23 protein-coding genes are annotated in these 21797 nt (G+C 62.1%); 13 read left to right on the forward strand and 10 right to left on the reverse strand.

From position 1 onward, the window contains the following. Nucleotides 1-34: 34 nt before the first annotated feature. On the reverse strand, nucleotides 35-787 hold the full coding sequence (locus AACW30_RS11265) for a thioesterase II family protein (RefSeq protein WP_200625038.1): 753 nt from the start codon (nucleotides 785-787) through the stop codon (nucleotides 35-37). A 337-nt stretch (nucleotides 788-1124) separates the two neighbouring features. Between AACW30_RS11265 and AACW30_RS11270 the strand changes: the two genes are divergently transcribed. Next, nucleotides 1125-1676 (forward strand): RNA polymerase factor sigma-70, encoded by a 552-nt coding sequence (locus AACW30_RS11270; RefSeq protein WP_032904207.1) that lies wholly within the window; start codon nucleotides 1125-1127, stop codon nucleotides 1674-1676. A 228-nt stretch (nucleotides 1677-1904) separates the two neighbouring features. Here AACW30_RS11270 and AACW30_RS11275 read toward each other — a convergent pair whose 3' ends face one another. Both AACW30_RS11275 and AACW30_RS11280 read right to left on the reverse strand, forming a co-directional pair. Beyond that, nucleotides 1905-2693, reverse strand: coding sequence for a substrate-binding periplasmic protein (locus AACW30_RS11275; protein WP_200625039.1), 789 nt, complete (start codon nucleotides 2691-2693; stop codon nucleotides 1905-1907). A gap of 93 nt (nucleotides 2694-2786) precedes the next feature. Then, nucleotides 2787-3410, reverse strand: coding sequence for a TetR/AcrR family transcriptional regulator (locus AACW30_RS11280; protein WP_106576492.1), 624 nt, complete (start codon nucleotides 3408-3410; stop codon nucleotides 2787-2789). 153 nt (nucleotides 3411-3563) lie between these two features. Here AACW30_RS11280 and AACW30_RS11285 point away from each other — a divergent pair, with 153 nt between their 5' ends. The 8 genes from AACW30_RS11285 to ppnP all read left to right on the forward strand — a co-directional run bounded on the left by AACW30_RS11285 (nucleotide 3564) and on the right by ppnP (nucleotide 12893). Next, nucleotides 3564-5342 carry an acyclic terpene utilization AtuA family protein gene (locus AACW30_RS11285; protein ID WP_200625040.1) on the forward strand — a complete coding sequence of 593 codons (1779 nt, stop codon included), beginning with the start codon at nucleotides 3564-3566 and terminating at the stop codon, nucleotides 5340-5342. Between the two features lie 13 nt (nucleotides 5343-5355). Next, nucleotides 5356-6228: an SDR family oxidoreductase gene (locus AACW30_RS11290; protein ID WP_169367328.1), complete on the forward strand. Its 873-nt coding sequence runs from the start codon at nucleotides 5356-5358 to the stop codon at nucleotides 6226-6228. Nucleotides 6229-6231: 3 nt separating this feature from the next. Further along, a complete protein-coding gene (atuC, locus tag AACW30_RS11295; protein WP_200625041.1) occupies nucleotides 6232-7848 on the forward strand; it encodes a geranyl-CoA carboxylase subunit beta in 1617 nt (538 codons plus the stop codon). A gap of 15 nt (nucleotides 7849-7863) precedes the next feature. Beyond that, complete coding sequence (gene atuD, locus AACW30_RS11300; protein ID WP_200625042.1) at nucleotides 7864-9021, forward strand: citronellyl-CoA dehydrogenase; 1158 nt, start codon at nucleotides 7864-7866, stop codon at nucleotides 9019-9021. Continuing rightward, the gene (locus AACW30_RS11305; RefSeq protein WP_200625043.1) at nucleotides 9018-9785 is read left to right on the forward strand and encodes an enoyl-CoA hydratase/isomerase family protein; all 768 of its coding nucleotides are present in this window, start codon (nucleotides 9018-9020) and stop codon (nucleotides 9783-9785) included. Before atuD ends, AACW30_RS11305 begins: the two co-directional genes overlap by 4 nt. Nucleotides 9786-9896: 111 nt before the next feature. After that, nucleotides 9897-11825, forward strand: a complete 1929-nt coding sequence (locus AACW30_RS11310; RefSeq protein WP_200625044.1) for an acetyl/propionyl/methylcrotonyl-CoA carboxylase subunit alpha — start codon at nucleotides 9897-9899, stop codon at nucleotides 11823-11825. Nucleotides 11826-11891: 66 nt separating this feature from the next. After that, complete coding sequence (locus tag AACW30_RS11315) at nucleotides 11892-12434, forward strand: exonuclease domain-containing protein (protein WP_119742324.1); 543 nt, start codon at nucleotides 11892-11894, stop codon at nucleotides 12432-12434. Nucleotides 12435-12611: 177 nt separating this feature from the next. Beyond that, entirely contained in the window at nucleotides 12612-12893 is a 282-nt protein-coding gene (gene ppnP, locus AACW30_RS11320) for a pyrimidine/purine nucleoside phosphorylase (RefSeq protein WP_106576484.1), read from the forward strand. A 64-nt stretch (nucleotides 12894-12957) separates the two neighbouring features. Here the strand turns inward: ppnP and AACW30_RS11325 are convergent, their stop codons facing one another. Together AACW30_RS11325 and AACW30_RS11330 are read right to left on the reverse strand one after the other, a co-directional pair. Next, a complete protein-coding gene (locus AACW30_RS11325) occupies nucleotides 12958-13764 on the reverse strand; it encodes an MOSC domain-containing protein (RefSeq protein WP_200625045.1) in 807 nt (268 codons plus the stop codon). Between the two features lie 313 nt (nucleotides 13765-14077). Further along, a complete protein-coding gene (locus AACW30_RS11330) occupies nucleotides 14078-15013 on the reverse strand; it encodes a chemotaxis protein CheV (protein ID WP_017134971.1) in 936 nt (311 codons plus the stop codon). A gap of 607 nt (nucleotides 15014-15620) precedes the next feature. Here AACW30_RS11330 and AACW30_RS11335 point away from each other — a divergent pair. The 3 genes from AACW30_RS11335 to AACW30_RS11345 all read left to right on the forward strand — a co-directional run bounded on the left by AACW30_RS11335 (nucleotide 15621) and on the right by AACW30_RS11345 (nucleotide 17971). Continuing rightward, nucleotides 15621-16070: a hypothetical protein gene (locus AACW30_RS11335; RefSeq protein ID WP_177410068.1), complete on the forward strand. Its 450-nt coding sequence runs from the start codon at nucleotides 15621-15623 to the stop codon at nucleotides 16068-16070. Between the two features lie 351 nt (nucleotides 16071-16421). Continuing rightward, on the forward strand, nucleotides 16422-17315 hold the full coding sequence (locus AACW30_RS11340; protein ID WP_200625046.1) for a sensor histidine kinase: 894 nt from the start codon (nucleotides 16422-16424) through the stop codon (nucleotides 17313-17315). Further along, nucleotides 17312-17971: a response regulator gene (locus AACW30_RS11345; RefSeq protein WP_200625047.1), complete on the forward strand. Its 660-nt coding sequence runs from the start codon at nucleotides 17312-17314 to the stop codon at nucleotides 17969-17971. The genes AACW30_RS11340 and AACW30_RS11345 overlap by 4 nt, the downstream gene beginning before the upstream one ends. On the opposite strand, the gene yegS is transcribed toward AACW30_RS11345, so the two are convergent. Beyond that, nucleotides 17930-18850, reverse strand: a complete 921-nt coding sequence (gene yegS / locus AACW30_RS11350; protein WP_200625048.1) for a lipid kinase YegS — start codon at nucleotides 18848-18850, stop codon at nucleotides 17930-17932. The two genes, AACW30_RS11345 and yegS, sit on opposite strands and share 42 nt — an antisense overlap. Nucleotides 18851-18885: 35 nt before the next feature. Between yegS and AACW30_RS11355 the strand changes: the two genes are divergently transcribed. Continuing rightward, nucleotides 18886-19080 (forward strand): hypothetical protein, encoded by a 195-nt coding sequence (locus tag AACW30_RS11355; protein WP_339385054.1) that lies wholly within the window; start codon nucleotides 18886-18888, stop codon nucleotides 19078-19080. Between the two features lie 136 nt (nucleotides 19081-19216). Here AACW30_RS11355 and AACW30_RS11360 read toward each other — a convergent pair whose 3' ends face one another. The 4 genes from AACW30_RS11360 to AACW30_RS11375 form a co-directional block, all read right to left on the reverse strand. Then, nucleotides 19217-19609: a DUF2802 domain-containing protein gene (locus AACW30_RS11360; RefSeq protein WP_200625049.1), complete on the reverse strand. Its 393-nt coding sequence runs from the start codon at nucleotides 19607-19609 to the stop codon at nucleotides 19217-19219. Then, a complete protein-coding gene (locus AACW30_RS11365) occupies nucleotides 19610-20095 on the reverse strand; it encodes a chemotaxis protein CheW (RefSeq protein WP_106576477.1) in 486 nt (161 codons plus the stop codon). It lies immediately after the preceding gene. Between the two features lie 79 nt (nucleotides 20096-20174). Further along, nucleotides 20175-20969, reverse strand: coding sequence for a CheW domain-containing protein (locus tag AACW30_RS11370; RefSeq protein WP_200625050.1), 795 nt, complete (start codon nucleotides 20967-20969; stop codon nucleotides 20175-20177). Beyond that, the gene (locus AACW30_RS11375) at nucleotides 20969-21757 is read right to left on the reverse strand and encodes a ParA family protein (protein ID WP_014719332.1); all 789 of its coding nucleotides are present in this window, start codon (nucleotides 21755-21757) and stop codon (nucleotides 20969-20971) included. The genes AACW30_RS11370 and AACW30_RS11375 overlap by 1 nt, the downstream gene beginning before the upstream one ends. Between the last annotated feature and the right edge of the window lie 40 nt (nucleotides 21758-21797).

Genomic DNA, 21797 nt, shown 5'->3' on the forward strand with positions numbered 1-21797 from the left:
TCGGCTTACGGGAAAATCGAGAAATAGAGAGCGCTTAGCCGGCGACCAGCTGCCGCGCCGCGCCATTGCGCCAGCGTGCGAGGTGCTCCTCGGCGTAGCGCCGCAGGCAACGCAGCACGGCGCTTTCGTGCTGCACGAGAAAGAAGTGGTGGCCGTCGAACATGTCCAGAGAGAAGCCGCTGGCGGCGTCGGCCTGCCAGTCAAGCAACTGGTCGGCGCGTACGCTGTCTTGCTTGCCGCCAAACACGTGGATCGGCATGCCCAGCGGTTCGCGCTGGCCGTAGGTGAAGCTGCCGCAGAGCAGGAAGTCGGCGCGCAGAATCGGCAGCATCAACTGCATCAATTCGGGGTTGGCCAGGGCCTCTTCAGCGGTGCCCTGCAGTTCGCGCAGGCGGGCGATCAGTTGCTGGTCAGTTTTTTCAATGGCGTAGTCACTCACATCACGGCGCGCCGGGCCGGCGGTGCCGGAGGCAAACAACGCCAGCGGCTCAGGCACACCGCGCTCGCGCAGGGCGTGGGCCAAATCGAAGGCGAGCAGGCCGCCGAGACTGTGGCCGAACAGGGCATACGGGCCGTTCAGGTCACGGCTGATTTCATCCGCCAACTGCGCTGCCAAGGCCTTGATGTCGCGCTGCAACGGCTCATCCATACGCATGCCGCGCCCCGGCAATTCCAGTGGGCACACTTGCAACCACTCCGGCAGAGTCCGACGCCAACGCGCATAGACCATGGCGCTGGCCCCCGAATAGGGCAGGCAAAACAGGCGCAGTCGCGTGGCGGCACTCATCGGCTGAGCGCTCTCATCAGGCTGAGGGTGCCCGATAGGCTAAAGGCTCCAAACTGAAACACGCTGTATGCACCGTACAAACCCATGTCGTCCTCCTGCGGGCGCTGATCCTTGGCCGTTTGTTAACGGACCTGTCACCCATGAGAACGGACGGTGCCGGCAAATAATTAGTCTGCGGGCAAGCGCGAGACCGGGTTCACACCTTTCAGGGAGGCATAAGATTAGTTCGTCTTCTCATTTGACAATCATTATCATTAAGCATAATTTGTTGCCCGATGTGTAGGAGGCCTCAGCACGGACGCCCTCCCCTAACCTCTTTTGCGACAAGGTGATTTCCATGACGGAACAAGTATCCACAGGCAGGTGCGACTCACCGCTTCTCCAGGCATTCGTCGACAATCGTTTGATTCTGGTGAAGATCGCGGCACGCATTACCGGCTGCCGCTCGCGCGCCGAAGACGTGGTGCAGGACGCCTACTTCCGACTGCAATCGGCGCCGACGATCACCTCATCGTTCAAGGCCCAACTGAGTTATCTGTTCCAGATCGTGCGCAACCTGGCGATCGATCACTACCGCAAGCAGGCCCTGGAACTCAAGTACTCCGGGACCGAAGAGGAAGGCTTGAATGTGGTCATTCACGGCGCTTCACCGGAAACCTCGCACATCAATTTCAACACCCTGGAAAACATCGCCGACGCCCTGACGCAATTGCCCCAACGCACCCGTTATGCGTTCGAGATGTATCGCCTGCACGGCGTGCCGCAAAAGGACATCGCCAAGGAACTCGGCGTCTCGCCGACCCTGGTGAACTTCATGATCCGTGATGCGCTGGTGCATTGCCGCAAGGTGTCGGGCAGCCACAGCGATACGTTTGCGCGGCGAGTCTGAGTGTGGGGAAAGGGCTCGTTGTGGTGAGCGAGCTTATTCTGGTGAGCGGGCTTGTTGTGGCGAGCGGGCTTGCCCCGCGTTGGGCTGCGCAGCAGCCCTGAACCAGACACGACGGTCTGACTGAAAACCTGCGGTGGCTTTAGTGGGGCCGCTTCGCAGCCCTACGCAGGGCAAGCCTGCTCGCCACACCAAGCCCGCTCGTCACAACAGCCTCTCAACAAAAAGACTTCAGGACGCGGGCATCACATCAATGCGATACGGCTCGAAGATCTTCAACAGTTGCCCGTTATCACGCAGGCGCTTGAGCATCTCGGCAAACGCCGCCCCGGTAATCGGTGCCTTTAGCCGCAGCAACGCGTAGTGGTGGTACACCTGGTCAATCCGCTCCGAGACCAGGAACTGCCCGGCCATGTCCGCGTTGCGCACCATGAAATCACTCAAGTACGAACGTGTGACCAGCGCGATGTCCGCACGCCCGCGCGCCACCATCAGCAAGTTGCTGTCATGGGAATAGGTCAACGTGGCGTTGAAATGCTCGGTCATGTACTTGGGGTCGGGGTTGAAGTTGGCAAAGGCGTAGTGATAACCGCTGAACACGGCCAGGCGCTTGCCGTTGAGGTCGGCGAAATAGCGCTGATCGCGACCGGGCTCACGTTGGGCGACGAAAATTTCCGCGTCTTCAAGCCCCATGTCCACGGCAGTGTGGGCAATGTTCCGCCAGCCCCAGTCGGGGTTTTCGAAGATCGCCATGTCGACCCGGCCCTGCTCGAAATCGCGAAAACGCCGCGGGATAGACGTCGGCACCAGTACAAATTGGTAATCGCTTTGCGAGGCGTTCAGCGCCTCGACCAGTTGCGGCAGTAAACCGGTGTCGGCACCCTGCTCTGGGCGTACGGTGTAGGGCGGAAAATGCGCGGCGGCGATCCTCACCAATTGCGCAGCCGAAGCCGGCATCCACCCCGCGGTGCCCAGTGCCCATAAAGTTAGTCCTGCAGCCAGCCGCCATGGCGAAAACATTGAGGCACACACCGTTTAGTACTCTGATGGCGATAAGCTAGGCGTTTTTGCCAGGTGAGACAACTTTCCATCGGCAAATTAATGGCTTGCGCCTCAATCGGCCTTCAGCACCATCAGCAGGGCTTCTTCGGCCAATTGCTCCAGGGTCAGGCTGCCTTGGGCGCGGAACCACGTGGTGGTCCAGGACAACGCGCCGGTGAGGAAACGCCGGGTGATAAAAACATCGCCCCTGATGTAACCGGCGGCCTTGGCCTCGCCCAGCACCTGCAACCAGATGTCTTCGTACACATCACGCAGCGCCAGCACCTGGGCCTGGCCATCGGCCGACAGCGAACGCCATTCATAAACCAGCACCGCCATGGCTTCGCCGCTGCCGCCCATGATCGACTGCAATTCACAACGAATCAGCGCCAATACGCGTTCCCGCACGTTGCTCGCTTCCTCGAGTGAAGCGCGCATCAACGCAGTGTTGTAGTGGATGGTTTCCTCCATCACCGCGCGCAGGATCTCGTCCTTGCTCTTGAAGTGATGAAAGATGCTGCCGGACTGAATGCCCACCGCGCTGGCCAGGTCACGCACGGTGGTACGCTCAAAGCCTTTGTTGCGAAACAGGTGAGCTGCGGTTTGCAGCAATTTGCCCCGGGCACTGTCGGGGTCGGTCAATTGGCCGGCATCGACCATGGTGCGCATCACCCTCAGGGCTTTTTGCTCATCCATGCCTCTCTCCTTCACGTGTGCTGACGTCGTGGGCGGCAATTTAGGCCGTGGCCGCCACCCAAGCAAGCGCTTGGGCAAAACTTGTGCACGGAGTTTACAAACCAAGCGCTTGCTTGGTAGTCTCGACGCCAGCCATTCGAGGACGGATTTCTCATGAGCAAGACGGTACGTATCGGCTGCGCCAGCGCCTTCTGGGGTGACACCTGCACCGCCGCCGCCCAGCTGGTGCATGGCGGCGCGCTGGATTACCTGGTGTTCGACTACCTGGCGGAAGTCACGATGTCGATTCTCGCCGGTGCGCGGATGAAAGATCACCAAGCCGGGTACGCCACGGATTTCGTCGAAGTGCTCACGCCGCTGCTGGGCGACATCCAGCGCCAGGGCATCCGCGTGATCAGCAATGCCGGCGGCATCAACCCGCACGCTTGCGCCGCCGCCCTGCAAGCGGCCTGCGACAAGGCGCAAATCCCGCTGAAAATCGCCGTGCTGTTGGGCGATGACCTGCAACCGCAGCTCAAGCATCTGCACGGCGTCACCGATATGTTCAACGGCGCGCCGCTGCCGCCGATGTGCGTGTCGGCCAACGCCTACCTCGGCGCGCCAGGCATTGCCAAGGCACTTGAATTGGGCGCCGACATCGTGATCACCGGCCGGGTGGTCGACAGCGCGGTGGTCAGCGCCGCACTGGTGCACGAATTCAACTGGTCATGGCAGGACTATGACCGTCTCGCCCAAGCCGCCCTCGCCGGGCACATCATCGAATGCGGCGCACAGTGCACCGGTGGCAACTTCACCGATTGGCGTGACGTGCCGGACTACGAGCACATTGGTTTTCCCATCGTCGAGGTCAGTGCCGACGGCCAGTTCACCGTCAATAAAGTCGACGGCACGGGCGGGCTGATCAGCGAACTCAGCGTGGCCGAACAGCTGCTGTATGAAATCGGCGACCCGCGCGCCTACCTGCTGCCCGATGTGATCTGCGATTTCAGCCAGGTCAAACTGCAGCAGCAAGGCAAAAACCAAGTGCGCCTGCACGGCGCCAAAGGTTTGCCGCCCACCGATCAGTACAAGGTCAGCGCCACCTACCCGGACGGTTTTCGTTGCACCGCCAGTTGCCTGATCGCCGGGATCGACGCGGTGGCCAAGGCCGAGCGCGTCAGCCAGGCGATCATCAACAAGACCTCCCAACTGTTCAGCCAGCGCGGCTGGGCGCCCTACACCGAGTTCAACATCGAGTTGCTCGGCAGCGAAGCCACCTACGGCGCCCACGCCCAGCGTCAGGATTGCCGCGAAGTGGTGATGAAACTGGCGGTGCGGCACCCGAGCAAACAGGCGCTGGTGCTGTTCGCCCGCGAGATCGCCCAGGCGGCCACTGGCATGGCGCCCGGCTTGACCGGCATCGTCGGCGGGCGGCCGACGGTGTATCCGCTGATTCGGCTGTTTTCGTTCCTGATCGATAAAACCGCCTGCGAGCTGGTGATCGACTTCCAAGGCCAGCGTCACGCTATTGAACTGCCCGCCTCTGCGCCACTGATCACCCCGGCCGCGCCGATTGACCCGCCCAAGCCCCAAGGACGCGCCGACGCCAACGTGCCGCTGGTAAAGCTGGCCGTGGCGCGCTCCGGCGACAAGGGCAACCACAGCAATATCGGCGTGATCGCCCGCCACCCCGACTACCTGCCGTGGATCGCCGAAGCGTTGACCCCGCAAGTGATCGTCGACTGGATGAGCCACGTGCTCGACCCCCTCCACGGCCGCGTTGAACGCTGGTACTTGCCCGGCAGCCACAGCCTGAATTTCCTGCTGGAAAACGCCCTGGGCGGCGGCGGTATCGCCAGCCTGCGCATCGACCCGCAGGGCAAAGCCTTCGCCCAGCAACTGCTGGAAATTCCCATTGCCGTGCCGCAACACATCGCCGATCAACTCAAATAAAAGGAGCGTTGCCGTGGCCTTCGACTCAATCTTCAAAGCCGACCTGTTCCACGGGCAAACCGTGATCGTCACCGGTGGTGGCAGTGGCATTGGCCGCTGCACCGCGCATGAACTCGCGGCCCTCGGCGCTCAAGTGATTCTGGTGGGGCGCAAACCGGAAAAACTGCAAACGGTGGCCGCGGAAATCGCCGAAGACGGCGGCACGGCCCATTGGCAGGCTTGCGATATACGCGATGAAGAGGCGGTGAAGGCGCTGGTCACGCAGCTCCTCCACGCACACGGGCCGATTCACGGGCTGGTGAATAACGCCGGCGGCCAATACCCGTCGCCCCTGGCCTCGATCAATCAAAAGGGCTTTGAAACCGTGCTGCGCACCAACCTGGTCGGCGGTTTCCTGATGGCACGGGAAGTGTTCAACCAGTCGATGAGCAAGCACGGCGGCGCCATCGTCAACATGCTCGCGGACATGTGGGGCGGCATGCCCGGCATGGGCCACTCGGGCGCCGCGCGTTCGGGCATGGACAACTTCACCAAGACCGCCGCCTTCGAATGGGGCTACGCCGGGGTGCGCGTCAACGCCGTGGCGCCGGGCTGGATTGCCTCCAGCGGCATGGACACCTACGAAGGCGCCTTCAAGGCGGTGATCCCGACCCTGCGCGAGCACGTGCCGCTCAAGCGTATCGGCACCGAATCGGAGGTCAGCGCGGCTATCGTGTTCCTGCTCAGCCCCGCCGCCGCGTTCATCAGCGGCAGCACCTTGCGCATCGACGGCGCCGCCAGCCTGGGCAGCCGCGCCTGGCCGCTGCCCAAGGCGCAACCGCCGAGCGAGCCGTTCAATGGTTTCCACCGCGCCTACCTGCCCGATGTGCTCAAGGCGGAGCAATAAACCATGCCGGCAATTGAAAGCTTGATCGACGCCCACAGCCCGCAGTTCGCGCAAAACCGCGAGGCGATGCTGGCCGCCATCGCGCAGCTGCGCCAGCTGGAGCACGCCCTGCTCAGCAAGGCGCAGGAAGCCAAACCCAAGTTCGACACGCGCGGCCAACTGCTGCCCCGCGAGCGCCTTAACCTGCTGCTGGACCCTGGCGCGCCGTTCCTGGAGCTGGCCAGCCTGGCCGGCTACAAACTCCACGACGACAAAGACGGCAGCGCGGCCGGCGGCGGCTTGATCGCCGGTATTGGCTACGTCAGCGGCGTGCGCATGCTGGTGGTGGCCAACAACAGCGCGATCAAGGGCGGCACCATTTCCCCCACGGGGCTGAAAAAATCCCTGCGCCTGCAACAGATCGCCATGGAAAACAAACTGCCGGTGGTGACACTCGCCGAAAGCGGCGGTGCCAACCTCAACTACGCCGCCGAGATTTTCGTCGAGGGCGCCCGCAGCTTTGCCAACCAGGCGCGCATGTCGGCCATGGGCCTGCCGCAAATCACCGTGGTGCACGGCTCGGCCACGGCCGGCGGTGCATATCAGCCGGGGCTGTCGGATTACGTGGTGGTGGTGCGCGGCAAGGCCAAGCTGTTTCTCGCCGGACCGCCGCTGCTCAAGGCCGCCACCGGCGAACTGGCCACCGATGAGGAACTCGGCGGCGCCCAGATGCACGCGCAAACCGCCGGCACCGCCGAATACCTGGCCGAAAACGATGCCGACGGCGTGCGCATCGTGCGCGAGATCGTCAGCCTGTTGCCTTGGGATGAGCGCCTGCCGCGTGCGCCAAAACGCGCTTACACAGAACCGCTGTACCCCATCGAAGAACTGTTGGGGCTGATCCCCGACGACCCGAAAAAGCCCTACGACGTGCGCGAAATCCTCGCGCGCCTGGCCGACGGTTCCAACTTCCTCGAATTCAAGGGCGAGTTCGACGCCCACACCGTCTGCGGCCATTTGCACATCCAGGGGCGCGCCGTCGGCGTGATCGGCAATAACGGCCCGATCACGCCCAAAGGCGCGAGCAAGGCCGCGCAATTTATCCAGCTGTGCGACCAGAGCCGCACGCCGCTGCTGTTCCTGCACAACACCACCGGTTTCATGGTGGGCACCGAGTCGGAGCAACACGGCGTGATCAAGCACGGCGCGAAGATGATCCAGGCGGTGGCCAATGCGCGGGTGCCTAAACTCACAGTCGTGGTCGGCGGCTCCTACGGCGCCGGCAACTACGCCATGTGCGGCCGCGGCCTGGACCCGCGCTTTATCTTCGCCTGGCCCAACAGCCGCACGGCGGTGATGGGCGGCGCGCAGGCGGGCAAGGTGCTGCGCATCGTCACCGAGGCCAAGCAATTGAAGGCGGGTTTGGTGCCCGACCCCAAGGTGCTCGACATGCTCGAACAGGTTACCGCGCAGAAGCTCGACAGCCAGTCCACCGCGCTCTATGGCAGCGCAAATCTGTGGGACGACGGGCTGATCGATCCACGCGATACCCGCACGCTGCTGGGTTACCTGCTGGATATTTGCCATGAGGCCCAGATGCGGCAGTTGCAACCCAACAGCTTCGGCGTGGCGCGTTTCTAAAGGAGAACAACCACAATGATTTTTACCCAGGAACATCAGGAACTGCGCCGCACCGTGCGCGCCTTCGTCGATCGCGAGATCAACCCGCATGTGGACGAATGGGAAAAAGCCGGGCGCTTCCCCATTCACGAAATCTTTCGCAAGGCCGGCGATCTCGGCCTGCTGGGCATTTCCAAGCCGGAGCAATTCGGCGGCATGGGCCTGGATTACAGTTATTCCATTGTGGCAGCTGAAGAATTCGGCACCATTCGCTGCGGCGGCATCCCGATGTCCATCGGCGTGCAGACCGACATGTGCACGCCCGCCCTCGCCCGCTTCGGCAGCGATGAACTGCGCGACGAGTTCCTGCGCCCGGCCATCAGCGGCGAGCAGGTCGGCTGCATCGGCGTCTCGGAAACCGGCGCCGGCTCCGACGTCGCCGGGCTGAAAACCCATGCCCGCAAGGACGGCGACGACTACGTGATCAACGGCAGCAAAATGTGGATCACCAACTCGCCCAGCGCCGACTTCATTTGCCTGCTGGCCAACACCTCCGACGACAAGCCGCATATCAACAAGTCGCTGATCATGGTGCCGATGAACACGCCAGGCATCAGCGTCAGCCCACCGCTGGAAAAGCTCGGCATGCACAGTTCCGAGACGGCCCAGGTGTTCTTCGACGGTGTGCGCGTGCCGCAGCGCAATCGCATCGGCCACGAAGGGGCGGGTTTCATGATGCAAATGCTGCAGTTCCAGGAAGAACGTCTGTTTGGCGCGGCCAACATGATCAAGGGCCTGGAATACTGCATCGACAGCACCATTGAGTACTGCAAAGAACGCCAGACCTTCGGCAAAGCGCTGATCGACAACCAGGTCATTCACTTTCGCCTGGCCGAGCTGGCCACTGAAATCGAATGCCTGCGCGCGCTGGTCTACCAGGCCACCGAGCAGTACATCAACGGCCAGGACGTGACCCGCCTGGCCTCCATGGCCAAGCTCAAGGCCGGGCGCCTGGGCCGCGAGGTCAGCGACAGCTGCCTGCAATACTGGGGCGGCATGGGCTTTATGTGGGACAACCCGGTGGCCCGCGCCTACCGCGACGTACGGTTGGTATCGATTGGCGGCGGCGCCGACGAAATCATGCTGGGCATCATCTGCAAATTGATGGGCACGCTGCCCGGGAAAAAATCATGAACACCTTGCTGCTCGAACCGCATAACGGTGTGCTGCACATCACCCTCAATCGCCCGGCGCATCGCAATGCCATGAGCCTGGAGATGGTCAACGAACTGCGGGCGGTGTTGGCGCAGCTCGACAGCCAGGTGCGCGCGCTGGTGATCAGCGGCGCGGGTGGGCATTTCTGCGCGGGGGCGGATGTGAAAGACATGGTCACCGCCGGCGGCACGGCGCAGTTGCAGGCGCTGAACCGCGCGTTTGGCACCTTGCTGCAAGAAGTTGAGGCGGTGCCGCAAGTGGTGATCGTGGTGCTGCAAGGTGCAGTGCTGGGGGGTGGGTTTGGGCTGGCGTGTGTGAGTGACATTGCGATCGCCGATCACCAGGCGCGATTCGGCTTGCCGGAAACCAGCTTAGGCTTGTTGCCAGCGCAGATCGCGCCGTTTGTGGTCAAGCGGATCGGCCTGACCCAGGCGCGCCGGCTGGCGCTGACCGCGGCGCGGTTTGATGGGCTTGAGGCGCAGCGCTTGGGCGTGGTGCATTTTGCCGAGAGCGATGCGCAGGCATTGGCGCAGCGCCTGGATGAAGTGTTGGGACAAGTGCTGCAGTGTGCGCCGGGCGCGAATGGGCGGACTAAAGCGCTGTTGCTCGCCAGTACCGACGAGCCGCTTGAGGCGGTGCTGGATCGCGGTGCGCAGTGGTTTGCCGAGGCGGTGACGGGCATGGAAGGGATAGAGGGGACGCAGGCTTTTGTGCAAAAGCGTAAGCCAGGTTGGTGCAAATGACGCCATCGCAGGCAAGCCAGCTGCCACCGGGAGAACGCCTTTCACATGGTGAGAGCTGGTTTGCCTGCGATGGGGCCAGAACATTCACCCCGTGCGCCAAGGGATAAACCAATGCCCACATTCAGCAAAATCCTGATCGCCAACCGCGGCGAAATTGCCTGTCGCATCCAGCGCACCGCCCAGGCCCTGGGCTACCGCACCGTGGCGGTCTACAGCGATGCCGACGCCCAGGCCCTGCATGTGCAGATGGCCGACGAAGCCGTCAACATAGGCCCGGCGCCCGTTCAGCAGTCGTACCTCAACATCGCCGCCATTCTCAACGCAGCCAACATCACAGGCGCCGACGCCATCCACCCCGGCTATGGCTTTCTCTCCGAAAACGCCGACTTCGCCCGCGCCTGCCAACACGCGAACATCACCTTCATCGGCCCAAGCGTTGAGGCCATCGAACTGATGGGCAGCAAACGCCTGTCCAAACTGGCCATGCTCGAGGCGGGCGTGCCGTGCATACCCGGTTACCAAGGCGGCCGCCAAGACGACGCCACCCTGCAAGAGCAAGCCAAGCGCATTGGCTACCCTCTGATGATCAAGGCCAGCGCCGGCGGCGGCGGGCGCGGCATGCGCCTGGTGCAAGACAGCAGCCAGCTGCTCGACTCACTGCGCACCGCCCGCTCTGAAGCGATGAACGCCTTCGGCAGCGACGAACTGATCCTCGAGCGCGCGCTGATCGACCCGCGCCATGTCGAAATTCAATTGTTCGGCGACAGCCACGGCCAGCTCATCTACCTGGGCGAACGCGATTGCTCGATCCAGCGCCGCCACCAGAAAGTCATTGAAGAAGCCCCCTGCCCCGTGATGACCCCGCAACTGCGCCAAGCCATGGGCGAAGCCGCCCTGAAAGCCGGGCGGGCGGTCAATTACGTGGGCGCCGGCACGGTGGAATTCCTGCTCGACCGCGACGGCCAATTCTATTTCCTGGAAATGAACACGCGCCTGCAAGTGGAGCACCCCGTTACCGAGCTGATCACCGGCCTCGACCTGGCGGCCTGGCAACTGCACATCGCAGCCGGTGAAGCGCTGCCACTCACACAGGCCGACGTGACCTTAAGCGGTCACGCCCTGGAAGTGCGCCTGTACGCCGAAGACCCGGCGCAGGGCTTTGTGCCGCAAACCGGTGACGTGCTGCGCTGGGAGCCTGCCGTCGGCGTGCGGACCGACCACGGCGTACTCGAAGGCCAACGCATCAGCCCGTTCTACGACGCCATGCTCGGCAAGATCATCGCTCACGGCGCCACCCGTGAAGAAGCTCGGCGCAAACTGCTGCGAGCAGTGCAAGACACGGTATTGCTGGGCGTAACGACCAACCAGCGATTGCTCGCCGATCTGCTTGAACACCCGGACTTTATCGCCGGCGATTTCAGCACCGGATTCATCGCCAAGCACTTCAGCGAGATTCCCCGTCAGGCAGCCACAGATGAACAGATCGCCCTGGCCGCCGCGCTGTTTTATCACCACAGCGCCGGTACCCACCACTCAGGTTTAACGGGCTGGCGCAACAACGCCAGCGTGCCTTGGACTTATCGCCTGGATATTAACGACGCACCCCACGAGGTCGCCGTGAGCGTGCTGCACGCCAACCACCTGCAGGCCAACGGCATCGACATTCGCAACCTCAGCACCGATGGCCGCCGGGCCACGCTGGAGATCAACGGCGTGCGCCGCCGCGTCGCCTACCACCTCGACGATGCCCAGCTCTGGCTGCCCGGCGTGCGGGTGATCAACCGTACCCAGCAGGTCGCCAGCCGCCAGGTCGATGCCGGCAGCGGCACCGTCAAGGCGCCGATGGACGGTGCCATTGTCGATATTCGGGTCAGCGCCGGTCAGCGCGTCACCCAGGGTCAATTGCTGCTGGTGCTCGAAGCGATGAAGATGGAGCATCCGCTGACGGCCGGCATCGACGGCGTGATCAAAAGCGTGCAGGTGATTGCAGGCGCTCAGGTGCGCAATCGCCAGGTTTTACTGGAGATCGAAAAGGCCTAGGCGGAACTACACGGCCCGGCTACGCTCTATCCCCATCAGGAAGGGACGAGTACGGGAACCTGCGCGATGCCTCATTGGCTGATTATTGACCTTGAAGCCACAACGGATGAAGGCGGCTGGCCCGTGACGGAGATGGAAGTCATCGAGATCGGCGCGAGCCTGGTGAACCGCCAAGGCCGTGAACTGGATCACTTCCAGCGCTTTGTGCGGCCGCTGCGTCGGCCGTTGCTGACGCCGTTCTGCCGACAGCTCACCCACATCACCCAGGCCAACATCGACGCCGCTGCACCGATGACCGACGTGTGGCCACTGTTCGAACGCTGGCTGGGCCAGCATCACACGCGCCTGGAAGGCTGGGCCAGCTGGGGCGACTACGATCGCAAGCAGCTTGAACTCGAATGGCAACGCCATGGCCTGGCCAGCGCGCTCGCGCAAACGCCGCATGTGAACCTCAAGCAGCGCTTCGCCAAGGCCCGGCGCCTGGATAAGCCGCTGGGTCTCAACGGCGCGCTGCAATTGGCGGGGATGCAGTTTCAGGGTCAGCAACACCGGGCGCTGGAAGATGCGCGCAACACCGCGCGCCTGCTGCCGTTGATTTTGCCGGTCTAGGCAGCGCGCAAAGGCTTGGGCATACTGGCCGGCCTTTTCCAATATCCTGCTGTTCTGTAGGAGCCGGCGTGCCGGTCATGGCGTGCGCCTGAGCGAAGCCAGGCCCAAGGGCCTCATCGCAGGCAAGCACGTCCATACAGAGCAGGAAGCCTTAATCCACTTTTCGAGGATTCACCCATGTTCAAAGTCAACGAATACTTCGACGGCACCGTCAAGTCGATCGCTTTCGGCACCGCAGAAGGTCCGGCGACCATCGGCGTGATGGCCCCGGGTGAATACGAATTCGGTACCGCCCAGCGTGAAATCATGCACGTGGTGTCCGGCGCCCTGACCGTGAAACTGCCCGACGCCGACTGGGAAACCTTCGCTGCCGGCAGCCAGTTCAATGTACCGGCCAACAGCAAGTTCCAGCTGAAGGTCGCGGTAGACACTGCTTACCTGTGCGAATACCGCGGCTAAGGGTTGCACCGGTCAAAAAAATGCCCGTCTCGCAGGAGACGGGCATTTTTTATGCGCGAACGTGTTACTCGATGACGGTCACCGGCATGCCCACTTGCAGAAGGCCCAGGTCATCGTTGACCAGGTTCTGGCCGAACAGGGCGCCGTGTTCCGTCTTGCGATAGGCATCGAGCGTGGCGAAGGGTTCGCGATCGGCACTGCGTTCGCCGGTCGCCGGGTCAATCGTGGTGAGAATGCAACGAGCACAGGGCTTGACCACTCGGAACTCAACGTCGCCGATACGCAGGCGCTTCCAGCCATCTTCGGCGTACGCTTGACTGCCTTCGATCACCAGATTGGGGCGAAAGCGCAGCATTTCCATGGGCCGGCCAACCTGCCGGGAAAGGTCGTCCAGGGACGCCTGGCCGATCAACAACAGCGGGTAGCCGTCGGCAAACGCCACCTGGTCCTCATCTTTGCCGAAACCGGCCTCGGTGGTGCGTGCACGGGCCAGTGGCATCTGCACCAGCCGCGTGGCTTTGCCGATAAAGTCACTGACCCAGGCAGCCGCCGCATCGCCAGCATCCGGCACACGCAGGGTATCGTGCCAGATCGTCACCCCGCGCAGTTCGGCGTCGCTGCCAGGCAAGGCCACCTCCAGCGGCGCCTTGCCTGGCGTACTCAGGGTCAAGCCACCGGCGCTGTTCCACAACGCCGACAACTGGCTCATCTTCGCCACCGCCCGCTGCGTCAGAAATCGCCCGCTGGCTTCGTCGACCAACATCCAGCGTCGATCCCCGTCCAGCCCGAGTTGATCCAGACCGACCTGCTGCAAGGCTTCGGCCTTGCCGGACTTCAAGGGATAACGGTACAGCGCGCTGAGACGAAGCATGAGCCTGCGTTCCTGAGGGGACAAAGCGCCACCCTATAGCAGGCAGCCCCGGAATCAAAGGGCGACGCCCCCACAGTCAACAAGCAGGTGCAACGCGCAGACTCGCCGCGCCCCCCAGACTTACTCTGGCCAGCGACTTACCGTGGCGAGCGGGCTTGCCCCGCGTTGGGCTGCGAAGCAGCCCCAAAGCCAGACCCCGCAGTTCTGCTGAGACACCGCAGCGTCCTTAAGGGGCCGCTGCGCAGCCCAACGCAGGGCAAGCCTGCTCACCACAAAGAGCCGGCTCACCCAACCCTAAGTTCCTCACAAAGAATCAGGCCGGCACTTCATCCAGCATCAGGCGTTGGCGCACCACATCCACCAGCTTGTCGGGCTGGAATTTGGACAGGAAGTTATCGCAACCGACCTTTTTCACCATTGAGTCGTTGAAGCTGCCCGACAGCGAGGTGTGCAGCACCACGTAAAGCCCTCGCAGGCGCGGATCGTTGCGAATTTCGGTGGTCAGGCGGTAGCCGTCCATCTCGGGCATTTCGGCGTCGGTAAAGATCATCAACAGTTTGTCGGTCATCACCTGGCCGCTGTCGGCCCAGGCCTTGAGCATGTTCAGCGCCTTGAGGCCATCACTGGCGATGTGCATCTTCACCCCAAGCTGGCCAAGGGTGTCGCGCAGTTGCGACAGGGCCACATTGGAGTCGTCCACCAACAGCACTTCGCGGCCACGGGCGCGCTCCAGCACCGGGTCTTCGAGTTTCTCGCGGGAGACCTTGGCGTTGTACGGCACGATTTCGGCGAGGACTTTTTCCACGTCGATGATTTCCACCAACTGGTCATCGACCTTGCTGATGGCGGTGAGGTAATGCTGGCGACCGGCGCTGGCCGGTGGCGGCAGGATGGCTTCCCAGTTCATGTTGACGATGCGGTCCACACCGCCCACCAGGAATGCCTGCACCGAGCGGTTGTACTCGGTGACGATAATCGTGCTGTTGGGCCCCGGCACCAGCGGACGCATGCCAATCGCCTGCGACAGGTCGATCACCGGCAGGGTCTGGCCGCGCAGGTTGACCACACCACACACAAACGGGTGACGCTGGGGCATCAGGGTCAGCTTGGGCAACTGCAGGACTTCCTGCACCTTGAACACGTTGATCGCGAACAGCTGCCGCCCGGCCAGGCGAAACATGAGAATCTCCAGGCGATTCTCACCCACCAGTTGCGTGCGTTGATCTACCGTGTCGAGAATGCCGGCCATTAAAAGCTCCTGATGTGGTGTGTGTGCGGCTGGTTCAAGCGGGTCGGGTATCGCGACCCTGCCGACCAATGCGCCGTCTTTGAATTGTTCGCGAGCACGCTTGCGCCTATGCTCGTTATCGGCGGCGATCGCCAGAGCTTGACCCCGGTAAAATGCCACGTAAATTCATTGATGTCACACTGACATCATGGTTTACTGCAACGGCCTCTTCAAACGGCACTCCAGCAACGTCGCGCGACCTTCAAATCGACGCGAGGTTCCGCTGCGTAAGGGAATCCCCTATGCACAATCAGGCCCAACCTGATATTCGCGATATCTAATAGCCATTAATGTGACGCCATTCTCATTGCATGAATGGAGTCAGGCTTTTGTTTGCCATCCCAAGCCCTCGGCCCACGGGTCTTTCAGAGATTGCCGTGGCGGCATCCAAAGTTGTGCAAGCGACCCGAATGATCAGGGCCACTCACGGCTATCGTGATCATTCAAATAACGGTCCTACTGGAATTTCGGAAGCGGGCTACAGATTTCAGTCATATTTCAGCGGTAGGTTTACGCCATTCACCCGGTGCGGCATCTCATCACCCGAGCTTATGTTACGGAGACATGCATGATGAATAACGCAAACGAATGGCAAACTGCACTTCCCGAATTCCTGCTTGAGGCCGAGATGCTCCTGGCCAAGTCGCAAGAGTGCTTGAACCACTTGCATCTGATCCGCAACGACAGCGATGCCATCGACTGCATGAAAATCAGTCTGAGCAAACTGGCTGAAAAGGCCGAGGGCCTGGCCCTGCAGGCGATCAGCGAATTCTCTCGGCATATTCAATACCTGATTGCCAATGCCGCCTGCCCCATGGAACTGCATGATCAGGCGCTCAATGCCTTGCATGACTGCCTGACACTGCTGGCCTGGCAACTGGAATTGATCGACACCCGCACCGGCGAACTGGCCCTGGATGAAAGCGAACAAACTAAATTGATCGCGACAGTAACCTTGCAGATCCCGCAAAAAGACTTCGGTTATAAACCGCAGCAACGCTTACATCACACCTCATGATGGGCGTAGAGGTCGTATTTAGTCAGTGAGTTATCTAATAACGACAGCAACATATCAATTAGCCATCAGCGCTATAACTCTGCCCACCCACTTCCTTAATACAACGGCCTGCTGTTTCAACTCCGGGACCCTTTAACGCGCAGATTAGGGCCCTGGGAATGTATGCGTGGTTAATAACCCATGAGGCGAGTCGCCAGGCGACCAACGGTAATAGTGGTGGTACTATGCCCCGCTCGAAGTGACTCAACTTCATGATGTATAAAAGATGTTTCGGCACCGCATTCCAAACAGAGCCCCGTCAGCCGCCGTGACCGGTCTTCCCGCAGCGAACCTTCATTGGCTCCATCCGCTATGTACGCCAGCCTAAAGTCACTCATCGCAGGAGCCGTGTCCCGCAGCAATGCCCGCCGCATCGTTCTCGCCCTGTGCCTTTGCTCCTTGCTGGTCAGCCTGTGGGCCTATACCCGTTCCGCACCGTTGCCGTTGTTGATCCCTTTGCTCAACCTGGCCACGTTGCTGGTGGTGGGCGTGCAACAGTGGCGCTCGCGCAAATCGATAAAATTCCAGCCGCAGGAATTGGCCGATCGCTTGCTGCAAGTGCAAGAAAACGAACGGCATCGCCTCAGCCGCGAATTGCATGACGACATCGGCCAACTGCTCACTGCCGCCAAGCTGCAAAGCGAATGGCTCAAGCGCCGCTTGCCGCCAGACCTGCAAAGCCAGTGCACGGTGCTGTGCAACACCTTGAATGAAACCCTGGCCAAAGTGCGCGACGTCTCGGCCATTCTCAACCCGAGGCAGCTGGCTAGCCTGGGGTTGGAAGCCAGCCTGCGCGCGCACCTGCTCAAGACCCTGGAAAACACCCCGGTGCACTGGAGCCTGGAATGCCAGCAACGGCTGACCGGCATTCCCGAAGAGATGGCCGTGGCGGCCTTTCGGATCACCCAGGAAGCGGTGACCAACATGCTTCGCCATGCCCAGGCGCACAACCTGCTGGTGCGCCTGCAACGCCTGCCCGAAGGCCTGTCGCTGATGATCTGCGACGACGGCCTGGGCTTCTCGCCTGCCATCAACCCTGGCCTGGAAGGCCAACGGGGCATGGCCGGCATGTCCGAGCGGATAGATCAGTTGGGGGGCACTTTGTCCGTCAACAGCCAGCCTGGCAAAGGGACCCGGATCGACGCGCTTTTCCCCTGGGCGCCGCGCGCCCTCGAACGGGCCAGTTCCCCTAAGGTTCTCGAGTGACCTGCAATTTACTTCTGGTGGATGACCACGCACTGATTCGGGCCGGCGTGCGCGCGCTGATCCAGGATATTCCCGGCTACACCGTGATCGGTGAAGCCAGTGACGGCGCGCAGTTACTGGAAAAGTTCAGCGCGCTGCAGCCGGATATCGTGCTGCTGGACCTGTCGATGAAGCACGTCGGTGGCCTGGACGCATTGCAGCAACTCAAGGCGGCCTACCCCAAAAGCAAAGTACTGATCCTGTCGATGCACACCGACCCGGAGCTGATCATGCGGGCGCTGGAGTCCGGCGCCCATGGCTACCTGCTCAAGGACACCACCGCCAACGAGTTGGAACACGCCCTGCTCGCCTTGCGCAACAACGAGCGCTACCTGAGCCCGGCGATTGCCCACACCGTGATCAATCAGGCGCTGCTCCGCAGCCAGGGGCCGACGTCCCCCGTCGCCCACAGCCACAACCTCACGGCGCGTCAGCTGGAAATTCTGCGCCTGATCGTGCGCGGCAAATCCACCCGGGAGATCGCCCACGGCCTGGGCCTGAGCATCAAGACCGTGGAGGCGCATCGCTCGCAAATCATGAAGCGCCTGCAGATATTCGACGTGGCAGGCCTGGTGCTATTCGCCGTTCGCGAGCAGATCATCAGCCTGGACGATTAGCGGCGAGTTCAGCGGCAGGTGTACACGCAAGGCTTTGGGCAGTGCAGAGAACCGCAGGTCATCGCCTTTTAACGGTTCACCGTCCAGGTTGATATACAGCCCTTCGGCCACTTTGATCTCGACCCACGGCAGGCGCGCGCGCACGAACATGTTGTCCAGGCCCCAGCCGTCGCTCATCAGCGTCATCAGCGTGCCAACCACCTCCTGAGGTGCCGGCAGAATGCTGATATCCAGCAAGCCATCGTCGGCCAACGCGCCAGGGCACAGCACATGCCCGCCGCCCGCCTGACGACCGTTGCCGATCCCCAGCGCGAGCAGGTCGCCCTTCCAATGGAAGCCCGGCCCTTCCAGCTCGCCATAGGCAGCCTTCAGCTCACTGAAACGCGTCAACCCGGTGAACAGGTAGGCCGCGCCGCCGAGGACTTTTTTCAGGTCTTCGGAGGTGTTGGCCGTGACCTGGCTGCCAAACCCGCCAGTGGCCATATTGAGGAACATTTGCCCGCCAGCCTGGCCGAGGTCGATGGCTTTGGGCGGTACGTCCAGCAGCGCCAGCGCATGCGCAGGCTGCAGCGGCACACCGGCGGCGCGGGCAAAATCATTGGCGGTGCCCAACGGCACCAGCACCAGGCTGGCGTCGGTCTTGGCCAGCGCCATGGCTTCGGCCACATCGCGCAACGTGCCGTCGCCGCCACCGGCGATCAGGTGGGTATAGCCGTCGGCCAGGGCCTCATTGACGATGCGCTGGGCGTCGCCGCCCTCCCAAGTGACCCGCACCGCCAGCTCCCAGCCCTGCTCACGACGGGCCTGCACGGCGGCGCGCACGTCCTCGTTGAGGGCTTGCTTGCCGTGCAGGATCAACAGTGCCTTGGGGGTGGTCATGCGGGGATTCTCCTGGGTTCAAAGGTGCTTGAAGGATGTGGACCTTGGCCGGAGGAAAAAAAGCCATCGGAGACGCAAATTTATTGGCCGCCTGGAAGTTATCGATCGCGTTGCACATCGATACCTTGCCGTTGGGCACAGGTTCTACGGCATCCCATTGCTTGCCGTCGGCAGACAGCGCATGCCGCTGGATTGAACAGTCGGCGCAAATGCTCGCCTGCACGCTCTAACCCGTCCGAGGGCGAGGCACAAATGTCAGATGGCATCTATCGAGTGTGCCTCGTGTACCGAGGTATCCGCATCGCAGGCAAGCCAGCTCCCACAGCAAAGCCTGCCAGCAACGTCGGACAGGTGCAGCAACCTGCGTCAGCTTTTGTGCAACTTACTCATCAATTGCGCTTCAGCCTGGGTCAAGCCACACGACTGCGTCAGCTCATCCACGGTCGCGCCCATGCCCACCAGCTTCGCCGCCTGGGCGAACGACAGGCTCGAAGGGTCGCGTTGTTCGATCTGCGCCAGCTTGTCCGGCAGCGGCCCGAGAATCGCGCGCAGTTCATGCACCTCGTCCCCGACCTTTACCGCAGTCTGCTGGAAGTGATCCACGCGCTTGACCAGGTCAAGAATGCGCCGGTCACGCACGGTATCGCGCTCGGCCTGTTGCTGGGCCAATTCGCGTTGCTGGCGCATATAGCGCAGCAGAAACGCCAAGGTCCCGGCCCACAACAGGGCCAGGACAATCACCGCCGCTTCAAGAAACAATCAGATGTTCTCCAGGTCCTGCCATTCTTCTTCGCTCATCATCTTGTCCAGCTCAACCAGAATCAGCAGTTCGCCGTTCTTGTTGCACACGCCCTGGATGAACTTGGCCGATTCCTCGTTGCCCACGTTCGGCGCGGTTTCGACTTCCGATTGGCGCAGGTAAACCACTTCGGCCACGCTGTCGACCATGATCCCGACCACTTGCTTGTCGGCCTCGATGATGACGATACGCGTGTTGTCGTTAACCTCGGTCGGCACCAGGCCAAAACGCTGGCGGGTGTCGATCACGGTCACCACGTTGCCGCGCAGGTTGATGATGCCCAGTACGTAGCTCGGCGCACCCGGTACCGGCGCGATCTCGGTGTAGCGCAACACTTCCTGCACGCGCATCACGTTGATGCCGTAGGACTCGTTGTCCAGTTTGAAGGTTACCCATTGCAGGATTGGATCATCGACCAAACCTTGTGCGGATGCTGACTTGTTCATTCCTCGGACCCCTTCAAATACCGTTTTCACGGCGTATGTACTTCGCTGACCGCACTCGCATGCGGGCCTTATTGTTCAATCAACTGCGTTTGTTCTGCGGCATCGCTTTTACCGCGCCGCTGGCGATCAACTCAGCCAGTTCGGCGACGTCGAGCAACGCGCACATGTGTTCAATCACGGTGCCGGCCAACCACGGCCGTTGGCCCCGGTGGCTGCGCCATTTGATTTCATTGGGGTCCAGGCGCAACGAGCGGCTGACTTGATGCACCGCCAGCCCCCACTCGTAGCCCTGAACAGAAATCACATACTGCAAACCCTGGCGAAAATCATCGCGGTAGCGGTCGGGCATTACCCAGCGCGCGGTGTCCAGCACCTTGAGGTTGCCGGCCTGGCTTGGCAGGATGCCGAGAAACCACTCCGGTTGCCCGAACAGCGGCGTCAGCTCCTGGCCTTCCAGCGAATAGATCGAGCCCAGGCACACCAGCGGCACCGCCAGGGTCAACCCGGCGACATCGAACAACAGGCATTCGAACGGCTCGGCGGCCCACGCCGGGCGGCCATCTCCGGTGACTGGCGGCGGGGTGATGCTCGGCGGCAGATGGACTTCCACCACCGGCTCGACCACCACGGGCGCCACCACCGCTGGCGCAATCGGCTCTATCGGCTCAACCACAGGCGCCAGGTGCGCATCGCGGGCTTGTTCTTCGAGCACTGCCAACTGGAACTCATCCAGCGTGCTTTCGGCTTCTACCACCGGTTCAAGCAGCAGAATCGGTTCGGGCAGTTGCTCCGCGGTCGCGTCCTGCAGCAAGGCATCCAGGTAGGATTCCAGCGCCAGTTGCGGCCGGGTCTTGAGTTCAACGGGACGGTTCATCACGCCACCTGCGCCACAAGCTGTTGCGACAGCAAATGCTTGAGCAACGCGCGGTACGCCAGCACGCCACGGCTTTTGCCATCGAACTGCGAAGGCGTCAGGCCCGCGCGGCTGGCGTCGCGCAGGCGCGTGTCGACCGGGATGTAGCCATTCCAGATGGTGTCCGGGTAGGCATCGCGCAAGACCCGCAAGGTGCCAAGGGACGCCTGGGTACGACGGTCGAACAACGTCGGCACGATGCTGAACGGCAGCGCCTGCTTGCGCGAACGGTTAATCATCGCCAGCGTGCTGACCATGCGCTCCAGGCCTTTGACCGCCAGGTGCTCGGTCTGCACCGGGATCACCAACTGCTGGCTGGCCGCCAAGGCGTTGACCATCAGCACGCCCAGCAACGGCGGGCTGTCGATGATCGCGTAGTCGAAGTCTTGCCACAGCTGCGCCAGGGTCTTGGCGATCACCAGGCCCAAACCGCTCTGCCCCGGCGACTGCCGCTCCAGGGTCGCCAGCGCAGTGCTGGACGGCAGCAGGGAAATGCTTTCGTTACTGGTGGGCAGCAGCAATTGCCCCGGCAAGTCGGCGGGCACGCTGCCTTTGTGCAGGAACAGGTCGTAGCAGCTGTGTTCCAGCGCATCCGGGTCGTAGCCGAAATAGCTGGTCATCGAGCCATGCGGGTCGAGGTCGACCACGACCACACGCTTGCCCGCCTCGGCCAGCAAGCCGGCTAAGGCGATGGAGGTGGTGGTCTTGCCGACTCCACCCTTTTGATTGGCAACTGCCCAGACTCTCATTCGGTTGGTTCCTCCCGGCAGGCGATGGCGCGACCGAGAC

The organism is Pseudomonas sp. MF6747, from assembly GCF_963890955.1.
Classification (GTDB): domain Bacteria; phylum Pseudomonadota; class Gammaproteobacteria; order Pseudomonadales; family Pseudomonadaceae; genus Aquipseudomonas.

Excerpts from the sequence above, each read along its gene's own strand:
- AACW30_RS11265 (WP_200625038.1), bottom strand. The coding sequence starts at position 787 with ATGAGTGCCGCCACGCGACTGCGCCTGTTTTGCCTGCCCTATTCGGGG.
- AACW30_RS11270 (WP_032904207.1), top strand. The coding sequence starts at position 1,125 with ATGACGGAACAAGTATCCACAGGCAGGTGCGACTCACCGCTTCTCCAG.
- AACW30_RS11275 (WP_200625039.1), bottom strand. The coding sequence starts at position 2,693 with ATGTTTTCGCCATGGCGGCTGGCTGCAGGACTAACTTTATGGGCACTG.
- AACW30_RS11280 (WP_106576492.1), bottom strand. The coding sequence starts at position 3,410 with ATGGATGAGCAAAAAGCCCTGAGGGTGATGCGCACCATGGTCGATGCC.
- AACW30_RS11285 (WP_200625040.1), top strand. The coding sequence starts at position 3,564 with ATGAGCAAGACGGTACGTATCGGCTGCGCCAGCGCCTTCTGGGGTGAC.
- atuC (WP_200625041.1), top strand. The coding sequence starts at position 6,232 with ATGCCGGCAATTGAAAGCTTGATCGACGCCCACAGCCCGCAGTTCGCG.
- atuD (WP_200625042.1), top strand. The coding sequence starts at position 7,864 with ATGATTTTTACCCAGGAACATCAGGAACTGCGCCGCACCGTGCGCGCC.
- AACW30_RS11305 (WP_200625043.1), top strand. The coding sequence starts at position 9,018 with ATGAACACCTTGCTGCTCGAACCGCATAACGGTGTGCTGCACATCACC.
- AACW30_RS11310 (WP_200625044.1), top strand. The coding sequence starts at position 9,897 with ATGCCCACATTCAGCAAAATCCTGATCGCCAACCGCGGCGAAATTGCC.
- AACW30_RS11315 (WP_119742324.1), top strand. The coding sequence starts at position 11,892 with ATGCCTCATTGGCTGATTATTGACCTTGAAGCCACAACGGATGAAGGC.
- ppnP (WP_106576484.1), top strand. The coding sequence starts at position 12,612 with ATGTTCAAAGTCAACGAATACTTCGACGGCACCGTCAAGTCGATCGCT.
- AACW30_RS11325 (WP_200625045.1), bottom strand. The coding sequence starts at position 13,764 with ATGCTTCGTCTCAGCGCGCTGTACCGTTATCCCTTGAAGTCCGGCAAG.
- AACW30_RS11330 (WP_017134971.1), bottom strand. The coding sequence starts at position 15,013 with ATGGCCGGCATTCTCGACACGGTAGATCAACGCACGCAACTGGTGGGT.
- AACW30_RS11335 (WP_177410068.1), top strand. The coding sequence starts at position 15,621 with ATGATGAATAACGCAAACGAATGGCAAACTGCACTTCCCGAATTCCTG.
- AACW30_RS11340 (WP_200625046.1), top strand. The coding sequence starts at position 16,422 with ATGTACGCCAGCCTAAAGTCACTCATCGCAGGAGCCGTGTCCCGCAGC.
- yegS (WP_200625048.1), bottom strand. The coding sequence starts at position 18,850 with ATGACCACCCCCAAGGCACTGTTGATCCTGCACGGCAAGCAAGCCCTC.
- AACW30_RS11355 (WP_339385054.1), top strand. The coding sequence starts at position 18,886 with ATGTGGACCTTGGCCGGAGGAAAAAAAGCCATCGGAGACGCAAATTTA.
- AACW30_RS11365 (WP_106576477.1), bottom strand. The coding sequence starts at position 20,095 with ATGAACAAGTCAGCATCCGCACAAGGTTTGGTCGATGATCCAATCCTG.
- AACW30_RS11370 (WP_200625050.1), bottom strand. The coding sequence starts at position 20,969 with ATGAACCGTCCCGTTGAACTCAAGACCCGGCCGCAACTGGCGCTGGAA.
- AACW30_RS11375 (WP_014719332.1), bottom strand. The coding sequence starts at position 21,757 with ATGAGAGTCTGGGCAGTTGCCAATCAAAAGGGTGGAGTCGGCAAGACC.